At 37.9% G+C, this 16,380-nt stretch carries 14 protein-coding genes; 5 read left to right on the top strand and 9 right to left on the bottom strand.

Features of this window, described 5'->3' with window-relative positions; genetic code table 11:
* Positions 1–1,473: a hypothetical protein gene (locus QAI40_RS04185; RefSeq protein WP_299978581.1), complete on the top strand. Its 1,473-nt coding sequence runs from the start codon at positions 1–3 to the stop codon at positions 1,471–1,473.
* A 14-nt stretch (positions 1,474–1,487) separates the two neighbouring features.
* The gene (locus tag QAI40_RS04190) at positions 1,488–2,243 is read left to right on the top strand and encodes a tetratricopeptide repeat protein (RefSeq protein ID WP_299978578.1); all 756 of its coding nucleotides are present in this window, start codon (positions 1,488–1,490) and stop codon (positions 2,241–2,243) included.
* On the opposite strand, the gene QAI40_RS04195 is transcribed toward QAI40_RS04190, so the two are convergent.
* From QAI40_RS04195 to pilM, 5 genes are read right to left on the bottom strand one after another with little or no spacing between them, the layout of a single operon-like run.
* Complete coding sequence (locus QAI40_RS04195) at positions 2,240–4,540, bottom strand: type IV pilus secretin PilQ (protein WP_299978576.1); 2,301 nt, start codon at positions 4,538–4,540, stop codon at positions 2,240–2,242. The two genes, QAI40_RS04190 and QAI40_RS04195, sit on opposite strands and share 4 nt — an antisense overlap.
* 1 nt (position 4,541) lies before the next feature.
* On the bottom strand, positions 4,542–5,201 hold the full coding sequence (locus QAI40_RS04200) for a pilus assembly protein PilP (protein WP_299978573.1): 660 nt from the start codon (positions 5,199–5,201) through the stop codon (positions 4,542–4,544).
* A gap of 24 nt (positions 5,202–5,225) precedes the next feature.
* Positions 5,226–5,870 carry a type 4a pilus biogenesis protein PilO gene (locus tag QAI40_RS04205; RefSeq protein ID WP_299978570.1) on the bottom strand — a complete coding sequence of 215 codons (645 nt, stop codon included), beginning with the start codon at positions 5,868–5,870 and terminating at the stop codon, positions 5,226–5,228.
* Positions 5,867–6,454, bottom strand: coding sequence for a PilN domain-containing protein (locus tag QAI40_RS04210; RefSeq protein ID WP_299978567.1), 588 nt, complete (start codon positions 6,452–6,454; stop codon positions 5,867–5,869). Before QAI40_RS04210 ends, QAI40_RS04205 begins: the two co-directional genes overlap by 4 nt.
* On the bottom strand, positions 6,451–7,509 hold the full coding sequence (gene pilM, locus QAI40_RS04215) for a type IV pilus assembly protein PilM (RefSeq protein WP_299978564.1): 1,059 nt from the start codon (positions 7,507–7,509) through the stop codon (positions 6,451–6,453). The genes QAI40_RS04210 and pilM overlap by 4 nt, the downstream gene beginning before the upstream one ends.
* Before the next feature lie 202 nt (positions 7,510–7,711).
* On the opposite strand from pilM, the gene QAI40_RS04220 reads away from it, so the two are divergent.
* Positions 7,712–9,127 carry a sensor histidine kinase gene (locus QAI40_RS04220; protein WP_299978561.1) on the top strand — a complete coding sequence of 472 codons (1,416 nt, stop codon included), beginning with the start codon at positions 7,712–7,714 and terminating at the stop codon, positions 9,125–9,127.
* 12 nt (positions 9,128–9,139) lie between these two features.
* Complete coding sequence (locus QAI40_RS04225) at positions 9,140–10,510, top strand: sigma-54-dependent transcriptional regulator (protein ID WP_299978559.1); 1,371 nt, start codon at positions 9,140–9,142, stop codon at positions 10,508–10,510.
* 277 nt (positions 10,511–10,787) lie between these two features.
* Here the strand turns inward: QAI40_RS04225 and QAI40_RS04230 are convergent, their stop codons facing one another.
* Genes QAI40_RS04230 through QAI40_RS04245 form a run of 4 tightly spaced genes read right to left on the bottom strand, consistent with a single transcriptional unit; the run spans position 10,788 to position 15,146 of the window.
* Positions 10,788–11,477: a tetratricopeptide repeat protein gene (locus QAI40_RS04230; protein WP_299978556.1), complete on the bottom strand. Its 690-nt coding sequence runs from the start codon at positions 11,475–11,477 to the stop codon at positions 10,788–10,790.
* Positions 11,478–11,516: 39 nt separating this feature from the next.
* Positions 11,517–11,975: an SH3 domain-containing protein gene (locus QAI40_RS04235; RefSeq protein WP_299978553.1), complete on the bottom strand. Its 459-nt coding sequence runs from the start codon at positions 11,973–11,975 to the stop codon at positions 11,517–11,519.
* A gap of 23 nt (positions 11,976–11,998) precedes the next feature.
* Positions 11,999–14,170: a ferrous iron transport protein B gene (gene feoB / locus QAI40_RS04240; RefSeq protein WP_299978550.1), complete on the bottom strand. Its 2,172-nt coding sequence runs from the start codon at positions 14,168–14,170 to the stop codon at positions 11,999–12,001.
* Between the two features lies 1 nt (position 14,171).
* Entirely contained in the window at positions 14,172–15,146 is a 975-nt protein-coding gene (locus tag QAI40_RS04245; RefSeq protein WP_299978547.1) for a FeoA domain-containing protein, read from the bottom strand.
* A 202-nt stretch (positions 15,147–15,348) separates the two neighbouring features.
* Between QAI40_RS04245 and QAI40_RS04250 the strand changes: the two genes are divergently transcribed.
* Positions 15,349–16,374 (top strand): tRNA dihydrouridine synthase, encoded by a 1,026-nt coding sequence (locus QAI40_RS04250; RefSeq protein ID WP_299978544.1) that lies wholly within the window; start codon positions 15,349–15,351, stop codon positions 16,372–16,374.
* The last annotated feature ends 6 nt before the right edge of the window (positions 16,375–16,380 follow it).

Consider the following 16,380-nt stretch of genomic DNA (forward strand, 5'->3'; position numbering starts at 1 on the left):
ATGAAAAAACATATTTTTTTAAAAATATTCATTTTCACCGTTTTAGCTCTCTATGCTTCTGTTACGATCCCCTTTTCATCTCATTCAAAAACCAAGGGAGTTAAGACTTCTTATAAACGATATTCAATTTTTAACTATGAAAACGAAGATGTCCTTTGTGAACCCTATACCGTCAACAAAGATGACTGGCTATATAAAATCTTCAGGAGAAAAGGAGAAATCTCTGAAAAAGACTTTCCCCATTTCATCATCATTTTTAAAAAAATTAATCCCCAAATCAGCAACATTGATGCAATTAACCCGGGTATCCATATCCTTATTCCGTTAAAACGGGTAAAACAAGGGGATTATGATCGGAGCACATCGGGGAATGTTGATATTCCAGTAATTGAGTTTTCAACGATCCCGGAAGATTTAAATATGAAACCTTTCTTACAAAAGCATAAGATTGAAAAAGGGGAAACTGTTTTAAGCCTGATTGATAAGGATTTTTTAAAAAAGAAAGGCGTCATATCGGAAGAAGGGCTGAAAGCATTTGCTTTAGCAAACCCTGATATAAAAAATATCAATATTATATATGAAGGTGCTGATATTTACTTACCTGATCCTTCGATAAAATCGCAACCATGGTTTAAGTCTATTTTATCAAGAAAAGCAACAAAAAATGAACCCTATAAAATAGAGCAGGTCCTTGAACAATATAAAGTAGATGCCTATAAACTGGCACAATTAAAAAAGTATTCCTCACTTATTGGCGGCACCCTTTTAAACCGCGGAAAAATGTACTTTCCAGGGAAAAACAATTCAAGCCAGGTTCTTGATTTATCATCAACCCCAATTATTGAAACCGATGACGGTTCTAAAATACTGATTATATCAGGCGATAATGTAAACGATGAGCTGCTTGAATACGTAAAAACTTATTGGAAGGACCTAAAAACTCAATTAATAGCGCAAGCCATTAATAAAATAAAAAACAGCAGCAAAACAATCCCCAAAAAAAACATAACCACAGAATATATAAAAATTATTGAGACACTACTCTTCCAAACAGATTATGACTACATCCCAGATGCAAAAATACCTTTTATGCTCAATAATATTAACCTTGAGGCATCATTCGGCCGAGTTATAAGAGAAAATACAACAGACCTGTTGATCAATTTTGGAAATGTTTATGGAGCAGCTTTAGAGGTTCTGGAAAAAAAAGAATTTGAGATTATCTCAATAACGCCCAAATTGACCACACTTGAACTGAGCAAAAAATTATTCTCACATCTTGGATATGCAACATGGGAGAACCCTTCTTTTTCTACTGGTAAAACTATTGAAAGCATTGATGGTCTTTATGCTGTTAAAAAGCAGGATAAATTGTTTATTCCTGTTAAACCATTAAGCATGAACGCCATGGATTACCTGAAAAAAGAAGATATAAAGATCTTATCCATAAAAAATAACACAAAAGCCGAATAAAGGGGAATCCATATATGAAAAAAATGTGTTACTTGTTTTTTGCCTTCCTTTTTCTGATATCCTGTGCATCTAAAAATACAGATGTGGGAAGCAAAAAAGAGATTGCCATTGCGACCCAGAGAGTGGGTGAACAATACTATAATTCCGGTCACTATACTATTGCACTAAAAAACCTTCTTGATGCCTATAAAACCATTCCTGATGATCCCTGGCTGAATAACAGTCTCGGCCTTGTTTATCTGGCAAAAAACCGGCCTGATCTTGCTGAAACCCACTTTAAAAAAGCATTAGACCTTAAACCCGACTATACCCAGGCAAAAAACAATCTGGGTGCGACCTATCTTAAGCAAAAAAAATGGGCCCTTGCCATTCGCTGTTTTAAAGAAATTTCCGGCAATCTTTTATATGCTACACCTGAAACACCCCTGGCAAATCTTGGATGGGCATATTTTCACCAAAAAATGTTCAAAAAATCTAAGCTGTATTTTAACAAGTCCCTGGAAATCAGACCTGACTTTTTAATCGCCGTTCATGGCCTTGCATCCATATATATTGAAACCGGGTACTATCCCCGTGCCATTAATTTTCTTCATCGTGAACTGGAAAAAAACCCAGGCGCTGCCATTCTTCATTCTGACCTGGCAAAAGTATATGAAGCAGTAAAAGAATTTAAAAAGGCAAAAAACTCCTGGAAGGTTGTACAGAAACTTGTTCCTGAAACGTCTCCTTTAGCAAGGGAAGCTACAAAAAAACTTTCTGAACTCAATTAATCGGTTGAAATATTTTTTTTCTGTTCCAATTGAACAATTGAAGGCGTAATAAAAATTAAGAGTTCATTCCTTTTCTCTTTATTAATATCCGTTCTAAAAAGTCTTCCCAGAATAGGAATTCCGGAAAGGAAAGGTATTCCGGATGCGCTATCAGTATTAGATGTTTTTACTATTCCGCCAATGATAACAGTATCATTATTATTCAGCAAAAGCTCAGTCTCCACCTCATTGGTTGAAAGGGACGGCATTCCATTAATTATAGAATCAATCTCATTTTTTGTCAATTTGATCACCATTGAAATTCTACCATCCGATGTCACATGTGGTGTTACTTCCAACTCCAAATCAATATTTTTAAATGCTACTGAAGATCCACCTGTATCATCCCGTTCAAGATATCCAAAATCAAGACCTTGGGTTATTTTTGCTTTTTTATTATCAAGAGTCAGAATTCGGGGTGAAGACACAACTTTTATCTCTCCTTTTATTTCAGAAGCAGATAACTGGGCGTTAAGTGCCGTAGCACTGGAACCAAAAAGTCTGAAAAAAGAAAAATTAGCAAGGTTTAAAGGGTTTGAAGAAGTCATTGGATGATTAATCGATACATTATAATCTTGTACAAAATTTGATGTAACAGCAGAAGCATTGGAAAGATTCAACCCAACTCCTAATTCCCGTGAAAAACTTTTTGACACCTCCACCACTTTGGCCTCAATTATGATTTGCGGGGTAACTGTGTCCAATTGATCAACGATTCCCTTGGCCTCATCAATTTTTGCCTCAGTATCTGTAATAATAATCGTTTTTGTCCGTTCATCAACGCTTATTTTCCCTCTGTCTTTTGTAAGAATTTGTTCTATCTTAGGTTTAATATCTGCTGTGGCATCTGAATAATTTATAAAGATATAGTCTGTCACCAATGGTTCTAAACTCTTTTCATCTTCCAGAGATTTTTTCCGGGCAGCAATGAGCTCCTGTGCTAATATTTCGTCTTTTTTCAATGCCTCCAGGGTTGCAATCCGGATAACATTCCCTTCTTTTTTCATGCCAAGGTTGTTCATCTTTAATACAAGGTCCAGGACCTGATCCCAGGGAACCGGATCTTCAAGAGTCAGGGTCACCTTTCCTTCAACATCCTTATCAATGGCAAAATTAAGTTTTCCGACACTTCTAAGGATCCTGAATACATTTTTAATATCAGTTTCATAAAAATCCAGCTTGATTTTTTCACCGGTATATATTTTTTTCGGCCCGAAAATTAGTTCTTCCATGGTTTGCTCTTTAGCTGCGAACGCTTCCGGATCTTCAGACAGGTCTGTTCCCTCTCTGGCGGCCTCAGTCGTTTGAGTTTGAGACCCGCTGATTACTTTTTTCGTGGCTTTACTGAATACAGGTGGTTCTATCGTAGACGGCTCAAAAAATATTGAAATGGTATTTTGATTCCGAACAATCCGATAGGGAACCTGTTCCCTTATTTTTATCTCAATTTTCGAATTCTTCTTTTCCCCTGGAACCTGTATCGGCATTAAACTTTCCACCGCAGATTTAAAATATTGAGTTAAAAAAGGACGTCTGTGGTAATCCGGAATAATTGTATTATAAAGATTCAAATATAATTTATCGTTACCCGCCTGAGTGATATCATACTTCACCGGGTGGTTTGTTTGAACAACAATGTCGGATTTCCCATCCTCCATTGTATTAAACTCAATATGGGTCATTGTCGCTGTTTTATCCGGAATGATAATATTCTCTTCAGATACCAGGCTTTCCTGTGTGTTTTTCCCGGCAATTGTTTCATCTTTCTCCATACTTCCAAAGAGCACCAATTTCAACGTATTATTATTTTCAGTCACTTCATAGTTAAGATTCTCTTTTAACAGGATCTCTACTTTTACGGTTGTCTTCTCTTCATCCGCATACGTTACAATCAGATCACCAATGCTTTTATTTTCAGGCAGAGTCGTTTTAAAACTATCGGCAATTGTGGTTTCCGGAAGATAAATGGCAATCCCAAAAGGAAAGGATTGTTTTATGGATGTATAGACTAATTTTTGATTTCCCTGAATTCTGATCTCAATGATTTGATCCTGCAGGTCAACACTGACAGCGCTTATCTGTCTGTCCCCCGGAATAACAGCACTTTTATCTGATGCTTCCTGCTGCATCTGCATTTGTTCAGCAGTTTGAACATTTTCAGTTTTCTGGGCAACACACCCGACAACAATGAATACAATTAAAAGAAAACCAAATGTTTTAATCATGTTTTTTATTCTTTTCATTTGAAAAAAAGGCATATTACTCCTCATTATCAATTTTATGAAGTTTTATTTCCTGAGCCTGCTCTTTAAGCTTTCCTTTAAAATCCCTAACAAGCTCTGTAATGACAATACTGCTCTTTTTAATTTCTGATACTTTTCCTCTGTTTTTCCCAATATAAGTACCAATGCCGACCTCATAGCCTTTTCCATTAGCCTCTTCCACCATAGCAATCCGCTTATTTTTCATGACAATAACTGCCACCAGACGAATTTGACTTAACTCAATTTTTTCAAGAGGGGTTAGAATTCTTTTGGGTCCCTTATCAACAATCGGCATGGTTTCTTCCGGTTTGTCCTGGATTAGCGGTTTAAACGGATCGATTTTACCTTGGGAATCATAATGTTCTTTCTCTTGCCTGTCTGGTTCTTGTTCTGAAACCTGATGAACGTTCTCTACTCCATCTTCTACCTTGGGTTTTATTTCAGGTATTTCATTATTTTTGGGACTTAATTCAATTTTTTTATCAATCTTCTCTGGCTTTCCCGGTTTATTCTGAATAACAGGTTGGATTATTTTTCCTGAAACTACACTGGGTGCTGATTCCTTTGTTGCATGTGGCTGATCATCACATGCAACAATCAAAAAGACAAAACAGAATGCGAGTGTTAATAAAATTATTTTTGACTTAGACATCATTATGAATTCTTTTTTTATCTATCCCTATTTCTTTTTTCTTTTTCGTTTATTTTTATCAACCGGTTCTTTTTTTTCAACAAACATATAAGTAACTGCCTTGCAATTCATTTCCAATATTTTACCATCTTTTTTACTTTTCACATCAACATTATTGATATTCACAATCCTGTTAAGTCCTATAATTTGAAAGAAAAAATCCGTAAGCTGGTGGTATCGTCCTTCAACCTTTATGGAAACAGGAATTTCTTTATAAAACTCCTTACTGACTTCATTGGCAGGTTGAAACAGGTGGAATTCCAGCCCTGCATCGCTTCCTGCTTTGGAGATGCCTGTCAATAAAGACGGAAGCTCGCGTTTATCAGGAAGGGCTTTCATTGCCAGGTTAAATTCCTCCTGAGCTTCGGCCATCAATTTTTCATATTTTACAATCTCGGCTGCCCTTCTCTTATAGGTTGAAAGCACATTTAACTGGCTTTCATAATTTTTTTTGACATTTTCCAATTCCTCATGCTTTGGCATAAACACAAAATAGTAATAGGCACCGCCAATGACAGCGAAAGTCACCACACATATAAGCAGACGCTGTACTTTTGTAAGTGCCCCTACTTTTTCAGAAAAGGCACGCAGCTTTTTTTTTGTTTCATTAATTTTGTTTTTTCCCCTGTTCATTTTTTGCCTTGTTTTAAATCCTCTTTTTTCATTTCTTTTGGCTTTTCTTTTCTACAAAGCAATTCAAATGATTTTAACATAACACCATCTTTAAATTTTTTCATTTTTGCTGTTTTTAAATCAACTTTGTCAAAAATTGAAGAATTTTCAAGTTTTTCCATAAAATCAGCAATTGTAGGGTTATCAAAGGCTATCCCTTTTATCGTAACACTGTTTTCATCTGTTTTAAAACTTTCAATCCACATTCGCCCGGGAACAACAAGGTCAGTCATACCGTCAAACAAAATCAGCTGTTTTTCTCTCTGTTTTTCCAACGACGATACGATTTCGAGCTTTTCTTCAAGGATTTTCAGGTTCTTTTTAATTCTGGCTACCTGATCAGCCTTTTTTTTATATTTTAAAATTTGATGATTTACCTGCGTTGTTTTCTCTTTTATAGTTATAACTTGTTTATTAATGAACTGTGTATACCAGACCATCGCTACAGCGGTTAAAAGAATCAACAACAAAAAAACAGATATCTGTCTTCTAATATTCTCTTTTTTTCTGGCAACTCTAAATGGTAAAAGATTAATTCTTATCATTTGTCATCTATTCTTCGTAACGCAAGCCCTATGGCTATCGACGCCAGGGGACCTGCCTGAGTTATAAAAGAGTCTGAAAATTTCTTTTCATTGACAATCAGCCCTTCAAACGGATTAATGATTGACACATCTGCATCAAGCTCAGATAAAAGGCACTCTCGAAATCCTTCAATGAAAACACCGCCACCACTCAGTATAATTTTTTCAACTTTCGCATCATTGGTACTGGTTACATAAGTATCAACCACTTCACAAATCTCAGAACACCATGACTGTGCAACTCTCAAACTTATCTCCTGAATTCTATCCTGGCTGACAATATCATTTGTCTTTCCACCCACTGCTTGTTCCGCTTCATCAACCGTTATATCAAATTCATCACAGATCTTTTCTAAAATCTGATTTGTTCCCGATACATTATCTCTCATCATTAACGATGAATTTTCCTTCAATATATTCAAAGAAGTTTTTGATGCCCCGACATCAATCAACAAGGTTGTTTTTTCCCTGTTTTCATATGGAAGTCTTTCATACGCATTTTGAAGTGCAAAGGTATCAACATCAATTATTTTGGGATTAAGCCCGGCCAGATGAATCAAATCGATATACTCAGCCACCAGATTTTTTTTAACCGCAACCAACAGCACATTTATCTGATCAGAAGAAAACTCACTTTCTCCCAGAACTTGATAATCAATATTGACATCATCAATATCATAGGGGATATATTGTTCCGCTTCAGAATATATTGTATCATGAAGCTCTTTTTCGGGTCTGGTTGATGTATTAATTGTTTTTATTACGACCGAATGACCACCTGTCGAGATCGCAACATTTTTCTCGCGAATTTTCTGAGATTTAAAAAGAGCTTGAATATTATCAGCAAGGCTCTCCATATCCATAACCCTGCCTTCAACAATGGTACCCGGCGCGATCCGGGTGTAACCAAATTTGTGCAAGACAGGCCCTTTCCCAGTTATTTTGAGCTCAGCAACTTTAATGAAGGAAGAGCCGATATCCAGACCGACAAGATGATCTTTTTTTCCAAATATCATATGCTTTCACAATAATAAGGTAAAACCAATACCACTCGGGCCTATACGACTTACAATCTTTTATATTGATCTGTAGCGTCAATATTACTATACTTTGATGCCATATTGCTGTAAAGTCAAGCATTATCATGGTTTTTGCTAATTTAGCAACAAAAAATAGAAATGATTATGAACTTTAAAAATAATAAAATAATAAATATAGATGTTAAAAAAAACAGATAATTCACAAGGTGTCAAACCATTCAGGCTGGTCAAATTTTTTACATTTTCATCCCTGGTGATTATGTTCACAGCAACGATTGTCATCTCAGCTTTGAATGCACACTGGGTAAGAAATATTCTTCTCGAAAAGAGTGAAGAATACGCTTCCGTCCTTGTTGAAAACCTCAACCATCAGATCATTTCCAGATTTATGATCCCTGTGTTAGTACGACACGGAGAGATCAGATTACGCGAAAAAGAACAATTCCTTCTGATGGACAAAGTTGTCCGATCGACCCTGCACAGTTTTAATGTCGAGATGGTGACCATTTATGACGAAAAAAACATCATCTCCTATAGCTTTGATCATACTGAAATAGGACAGGAAAACGCCGGCGGTGTCCATTATGAAAAAGCAATGAAGGAAGAAGCAACATCAAGGCTCATACAACAGGGCAGCTTTCTGGAACTGCTGTTCTGGTTTCCCCAGGAAACAAAAATCATCACCTTTGCGCCCTTAAGGGCTGAAAAACGGGTATCACCAACCCTGGCAGGACCTGTTCTGGGCGTTGTTGAAATTGTCCGGGATGTTTCTGATGATTATAAAAAAGTGGTTAAACTCCAGGGACTTACTATTGCCTCCTGTTTTATTGTCATGGGAATACTTTTTTCAGTCCTTCTGTTTGTCGTTAAGCATGGAGAAAAAATTATCGAAGAAAGAGCCGAAGAAAGACTTAAGCTTGAAGAAAAACTGCGTCAGGCCGAACACCTGTCTGCCATTGGTGAAATGACTGCCGGGATATCACATGAAATCAGAAACCCACTTGGAATTATCAAAAGCAGTGCTCAATTATTGAAAAAAAAGATGGCAACGCTGGATGCCAAAAGCAGCATCCCCGATATTATTGTCGAAGAATCTGTCAGGCTTGATAATATTATTACGGATTTCCTCAATTTTGCCAGACCTAAAGCCCCGGAGCTTCATCCCTGTAGAATTGAAGATATTATAGAAAAAAACATAGCCTATCTTACCCCACAAATTGAGGATAACAATTTCAACATTATCAAAGAAATATCAGAACATCTGCCTGAAATAATGGCTGACAGCGTCATGCTCTATCAGGCGTTTTTAAATATCCTGATCAATGCATTCCAGTCCTTGAAAAACAATGGCTGTGTCACCATCCAAATAAAATATGATTCCGGCAGTATCATTATCAATTTTATTGATAACGGGAAAGGAATCGAAAAAGAGATCTTAAAAAAAATATGGACACCGTTTTTCACTACAAAGGATACCGGAACAGGATTAGGTCTTGGTATCGTAAAAAATATGATTGAAGCCCACAGCGGAACAATTATAATCACAAATATGGAAACAAAGGGCGCAAACGTAGAAATTACACTTCCGGTTTAGGAGATTAACTGCATGGAAAATATTCTGATTGTTGATGATGAAAAAAATTATCCCAGGATAATAGGTGAAATCCTTCAGGAAGAAGGCTATACATCCTTAACAGCTTCCAGCGGAATGGAAGCGTTGGATATTTTAAACAATGAACTCATAGATCTGGTTTTGACCGATGTAAAAATGCCCGGGATGAGCGGCATCCAATTACTCGAAAAAATTAAGGAAATCAATCTGGACATCCCTGTCATCATCATGACCGCTTACGGCAGTGTTGAAAAGGCTGTGGGAGCAATGCACAAAGGTGCATACACGTTTATCCTCAAACCTTTTGAGAACCAGACGCTTATTGCACACATTGCAAAGGCTATCTCGGTTTACAGAATTGTTCAGGAAAACAGCATTCTAAGGGATGCCATCAGCTCACGCTACAGCTTTAATAATATCATCGGAAAAAGCAAACCCATGCAGGAAATTTATGAAATTATTAAAAAAGTGGCGCCTTCAAATGCCAGTGCTCTTATTGAAGGTGAAAGCGGTACCGGAAAAGAGCTGGTTGCAAAATCAATCCATTATAACAGTCTAAGAAAAAATAAATCCCTGGTTGTTGTAAACTGCTCTGCGTTTGTTGAAACGCTTTTGGAAAGTGAGTTGTTTGGTCATGAAAAAGGGGCATTCACCGGGGCAGGCACTATGAAAAAAGGACGATTTGAAATCTCAGACAAGGGAACTCTCTTTCTTGATGAAATCGGTGAATTGCCCATATCTCTACAGGTGAAATTATTAAGGGTTCTCCAGGAAAAAACGATTGAACGGGTTGGAGGAACACGATCTATACCTGTTGACTTTCGCCTCATTGCCGCCACCAACAAAAATCTTGAAGATGAGATAAAAAAAGGACGTTTCAGAGAAGATCTCTACTACAGGCTCAACGTCGTCAAGGTTGTTATCCCCCCCCTTCGAGAGCGATCTGAGGATATTCCTTTGTTAATCAACCATTTTATTAACAAATATACCAGTGGGGAGCACTCTGTCAGTAATGTATCAGAAATCGACCCGGAAGCTGTCAAGATTTTATGCGATTATCAATGGCAAGGGAACGTAAGAGAACTTGAAAACACGATAGAACGTTCCGTTATCCTTGGCAGCGGCAATATAATTACCCCATCCGACCTTCCATTACAGATCAGGCAAAATATGTCCCCCACGCTCGACCTGGATGGGATTCCAGAGGGTGTAGGCCTTGCGGAGACCCTGGCAGCAGTCGAGAAAAGAATGATACAAAGAGCAATGAAACTTTCAGGAAATGTACAAACAAAAGCAGCTCAACTTCTGGGAATAGGAAAAAGCGGTCTGAACCAAAAACTAAAAAAGTTTAACATAGATAATTAGTTTAAAAAAATAAAAAAGAGTTCAAAATCTTGAACTCTTTGTCATCCTTTTTCAATTCAGCTGTGGGAAAGTACGATTCTTGATTCATGTCAAACATTAAAAAGATTATAATTTCAACTGGTTAAAGAAAACTTTGAAAATAAAAATTATTTTACATATTATGGCAGGAAAATTGCAATATTATTTTTCTACTAACAGGATGTTAGTTTTTTCATCTTTTTTCCCTTTTCTTAAAAAGGCTGCGGCGTCAAAGTTAAGCAGTCTTTTTAAGTTTATATCACTTCATTTCATCAAGTTTACTTTTGGCAATCGGCTTGTACATTGAACTTTCATATTCCGTCACAATTTTATCATACATTTTTTTGCTCTCAGCCACATTGTTATCGGCTTCATACAACATGGCCAGTGAAAATCTTGCTTCATCCTTCAATAAATCAATTTCCCCTTTTTCGATTTGAAGAAAATATTTCTTAGCCTCTTCAATTTCTTTTCTGGCAAGGCTTACATGTCCCAATGATGCCAGAAGAAAATTTTCCATCAAAGCTTCGTTTTTAAATATCTCAAGGGATTCTTTATAATATTTGTAACTTTGATCAAATTTTGAAGCCTCATAACATATTTTGGCAAATTTAACCTTAGCCCGCTTACCCGCAGTTGTATTGGCATAATCCGTAAAAATAGTTTTAAAATCTTCTTTAATTTCCAGATAACCCTTATCGGGATCACTGGCTTCTGCATATTTGGTTAATGCCTGACTCACAAGTATGGCAGCATTATTTTCAGCTTTTTGAAAGCTATACATAACCCCTGAAAAAACCACTGCTACCAAAACGAGGGCCCCCGCAATCAGAATCAATTGTTTTTTATATTCTTTACCATAGGCTATCGCCTTTAAAAGATTTTCCTGAAAAGGGTCTAATTGTTCAAGTTCCTTTCTCCGTTCATTTGAGACTCTCTGCTCTGCCATTCTGCTATTCCACCTTAAAAATATATTAATAAATAAAATTTACCACACGAGTGTTTTATAAATCCAGCCAAAATCCCCGTCAGCATGCTCAATTTTAATCCAGTTGCCCTTTCGCGCAAGAACCTTAAACGGCACACCTTTTTCAACCGTAAACGAAACCCGGCTTTTGGTGTCTGGCTTGGATCGGACATTACATTTGTCTTTTATCGTGATCACACCTTCTATCTTGCCTAAAAGGGATTTATGAAGCCAGGCCACATCATTTTCAAAGTCCTTTATTTTATACCACTCACCTTTTTTTTCGACAATTCTAACAGGATGATATTTCTCAACCTGCCACAATACATCATATTTCGTTCCAGGACCTGATCGCATATTGGCTATAGTAGCCGTAACAGAAAGTCTTTCCTGGGCAAAAGCTGATACTGGCAAAATCAATAAAACTGCCATAATAACCAGCATATCTTTAATAATGACTTCTATATTCACCTGCTTCATAAAAAGCCTCCGTATTATTTCTTCTAACTCAAACCTAATATCATTCCTGTCTGGTATACCAAAAAAGACATGCCCCATGCAACCATAGTTGTATATATCAGGTTAAAGCCAGCCCACTTTGCTGAAGTTTCCCTGTAAATAGTTAAAACAGTTGCAAAACAAGGCACATATAACAAAACAAAAATCATCATTGAGAGCGCAGAAAGCGCCGTCATACCGGATTTTTTAAGCGCTTTTTCAAGCGCTTCACCCTCGCCGGTACCAACACCATATAACACCCCCATTGTACTGACAACAACCTCTTTGGCAACAAAGCCTGTAACAATTGCGACACTTGCCTGCCAGCCTATTCCAATCGGTTTAAATATCGGCTCCAGCCCTTTTCCAATTCTGCCGATATAAGAATTAGACACCCGTTCCTGTTCTTTTCTGTTTTCAATATCTTTAAGTTCTAAACTTAATTGCCGATTTAATTCTTCTGCCTCTTGAGTCGCAGCCGAAGCAATCATTTGGGAATAATCAGATTTTAACGCATTGATTTTTCCATCATAATCCACAGTATAGGAAATTGATCTTGGAAAACTTGAAAGGGCCCAGATAATAATCGAACCGATAAGAATAACCCCGCTCATTTTTTTTAAAAACATTTTACTTCTATCCCACATGTGGATCAAAAGGCTTTTTAGCATTGGCATTCTGTATGGCGGCAACTCCATAATAAACGGGGCTTCTTCTCCTTTAAACAAAACAGCCCTTAAAAATCTGCCGGACAAAATAGCAATGATAATACCTGTGAAATACAGGCTGAAGATAACGGTGCCGGCCTTTTCGGCAAAAAAACTGCCCGCCAGTACAATATAAACAGGAAGTCTTGCCGAACAAGACATGAATGGTGTCATCAGAATCGTTAAAATACGATCTTTGTCGCTCTCCAGGGTTCGTGTGGCCATAATCGCAGGCACAGTACAGCCAAACCCCATTAACATAGGAATAAAGGATTTTCCATGAAGTCCCGATGTATGCATAACTCTGTCCATTAAGAAAGCAGCCCTTGCCATATACCCGGTATCCTCAAAAAGAGCAATGCAGAAAAACAGGATGAGAATATTGGGAAGAAAAATAATAACGCTGCCGATTCCTGCAATTATACCATTTAGCAGAAGATCTTTTAACATAGATGGAGGCATAACTTTATCAAGACTGCCGGAAAGCGCTGAAACCGTCATATCTATCCATTCCATAGGATATGCACCAAGGGAAAATGTCAGTTGAAACATGGCCCAGATAAAAAAAATGAAGACGGGTATCCCAAAGAATCTGTCCGTAAGTACAAGATCGATATTTCGTGACATATCGATCCGTTTAATGGCAAGATTGGTCACTGTTTCCTTTACAATCCCTGCAATAACCCCATACCGGTCATCGGTCAGTACAATCTCAAAATCATCTTCAAACAAATCATAGATTCTTTTACGACACGCCTCTGATGTCTGAAAAACCTTTTTTGCTGCCGAGGATGACAAATCCTGAAATTTCTTTTTAACGATTTTATCATCTTCAAGAATTTTAATGGCATTCCATCTAAGTACACCGCCGATATTTATTTCGCTTTGGAGAATCTCAGTTTCAACCCTTGAAATACACCCTTCGATCTCCAGGCCGTATCTGATATCCCGGCTTTCTTTCCCTTCACTAAACCGGCTAACTTCCTCAATAGCCGCCTCAACAAGAGTATCAATCCCTTTATTTTTATTTCCAATGGTAAAAACAACGGGCAATCCCAGTAACTGGGATAATTTTTTCTCATTAATCTGAATCCCTTTTGCTTCTGCAACATCTGCCATATTCAGTACAAATAAAGCAGGTCGCCCGAGTTCAAGGATTTGAATGGCCAGAAAAAGGCTTCTCTCAAGATTAGAGGCATCAATAATATTAACAACAATATCCGGGATTTCATTTAAAATAAAATCCCTTGCCGTGATTTCTTCAATTGAGAATGGTGTAAGACTGTAAGTACCCGGAAGATCGACAATCTTCAAGTCATATTCTTTATGTCTTAACTTCCCTTCTTTTTTCTCCACAGTGACACCCGGCCAGTTTCCTACTTTCTGCCTGGCACCGGTGAGGTTGTTAAATATGGTGGTCTTGCCACAATTGGGGTTCCCCGCAAGGGCAATGGTCAATTCCTTACTCATATTACCTTTTTTTAAATTTTACATTTTCAACAAAAATATTTGCAGCTTCATGAACCCGGAGTGATATATGGTATCCTTTGATAATAAGTTCAATGGGATCTTTGAGTGGTGCATATTTTTCGACATATATCGTTGATCCCCTGTTAATTCCCATTTCAAGCAGTCTCCGCCTTAAAACGCTTTCTCCGGAAACCTTTCGAATCACGCCTTCCTGACCGGTTTTCATCTGACTGAGCAACAGGGGGGCTCGAAAGGTATCATTGGATTCCTGTTTGCTATCATGGCGTTGCGTTTTTATCCGATCAAAGGGCTGAACCCTTATTTTTTCTGCCATGCCCTTACCTAAAATCAAACGGTTCTCTCCTGCTGAAATCACTACCTGGCCGCCAAACCCGGCAGAAACAATTTCAATCAAATCCCCAATCTTAAGCCCCATTGAAGAGATTCGAAGCTGCATATTTCTACCGGCATCAAATTCTTTTACAATCAGCTTTTCTCCTTGTTTCGCCTTGTGAAGCGGTACAAGTTCAGTGCGATGTTCCATACACTTGGAGCAAATACCGTATATTTCCATCTTATGCTGAAGCATATGGAACCCATAGGCATCTGCAACCTTGAGCTGTTGTTTTTCTATCGCCTCATCCTTAAATTCCAGTATGCTGCCGCATTTTATACAGACCATATGGTCATGATGTAATCCAAGGTGTCTGTGTTCATATTGGGTTTCTTTGTCATCAAACTCTATTTTGCTTGCAAATCCGAACCTGCACAAAAGCTCCATGCTGTTTAATACAAACCCTTTATCAAGCTTGACCCCGTCCGCTTTAAGCTGGACCTGGATATCTTTGATGATTACATGATGCTCAAGTTTTAAAAAAGCTTCCAAAACCTGAAACCTGAAGTCAAACTGGTCAACACCCTGTTGTTGAAACAATCTTTTAAACTGCTTTTTTTCTTGCTCATGCGTATCGGTCATTAGTTTTGTCCCTTAAAAATAACGGTTTAAGATATTATAGCTGATAGTTTATGTCAAGCAAATGCCAACTACAAAAAATATGGATTCAAGACCATAATGACAAGGCCATAGTCTATTAAAAGCATAAAACAAGGCATTGACAAGGCACTACGTTCTTGGTTAGTTAACACCATTTTAAGAAACCACTTTTGGCGAATAAATAATGAAAACCCAGACACTTGCCCAATATCTTTTACAAGACTTAACCATAAAAGACCAAATCATTCATAACAGAATCGTGCTCGCACCCATGGCAGGCCTTGGCCATATTGCCTTAAGGCAGCTCATCTGTGAATTTGGCGGGTTTGGTCTGCATTTTACAGGAATGTGCAGCGCAAAGGCCGTCCCCCATGAGAACCCAGATGTATCCCTGGTGTTTAAATGGCGGCAAGAAGAACTTAAACACCTTGTCTGCCAGATCTTTGGACCTGATCCGGAAAGTATGGCCAAGGCTGCTATACGAATAGAAAAGGAAGGCTTTTTCGGGGTTGATCTTAATTTCGGATGTTCTGTGGCAGCGATCTGCAAAAAAGGATGCGGGGCCGCTCTTTTAAAAAATCCTGGCCTTTCATCAAAAATCGTAAAAGCTGTGAGAGAGTCTGTCTCTATTCCTGTATTTGTGAAATTCAGAACCGGTTGGGTGAACACCCCTCAATTTGCAGTGGATATGGCTAAGAGGTTTGAAGATGCCGGGGCTGATGCACTCACCTTCCACCCAAGAATCGCACCTGACAGGAGGAACCGGCCTCCCCAGTGGGATGTTATAAAACTTGTCAGACAGGCTGTCTGCATCCCTGTGTTTGGCAATGGAAACCTTTTTGAAGCAGAAGATGGTGTCAAAATGATCGAGCAGACATCCTGCCAGGGACTGTCTGTCGGCAGGATGGCAGTTGCACGGCCCTGGCTGTTTGCACAGTGGACAAAAGACTTTTCTCCAGGAGATGATATTTTTTTTACTTCTGCCATGAGAATGACACAGATTCTTTTAGATCATTATGATGATGATTTTGCAGTTAAACTGTTTAAAAAGTTTTCTCCGTATTTTTGCGCTAATTTCAAATTCGGCCATCAGATCTTAAAAAAACTGATCCGTGCAAAAACCATGGATGATATCAGAATCAGCCTTGATTCGATTTTTGAAACAAACCCTGAAGTCCTTTCCAGACCAAACCTTAATTTATTTTTGTAATATTTG

Origin of the sequence: Desulfobacula sp. (genome assembly GCF_030611305.1) — a bacterium.
GTDB lineage: Bacteria > Desulfobacterota > Desulfobacteria > Desulfobacterales > Desulfobacteraceae > Desulfobacula.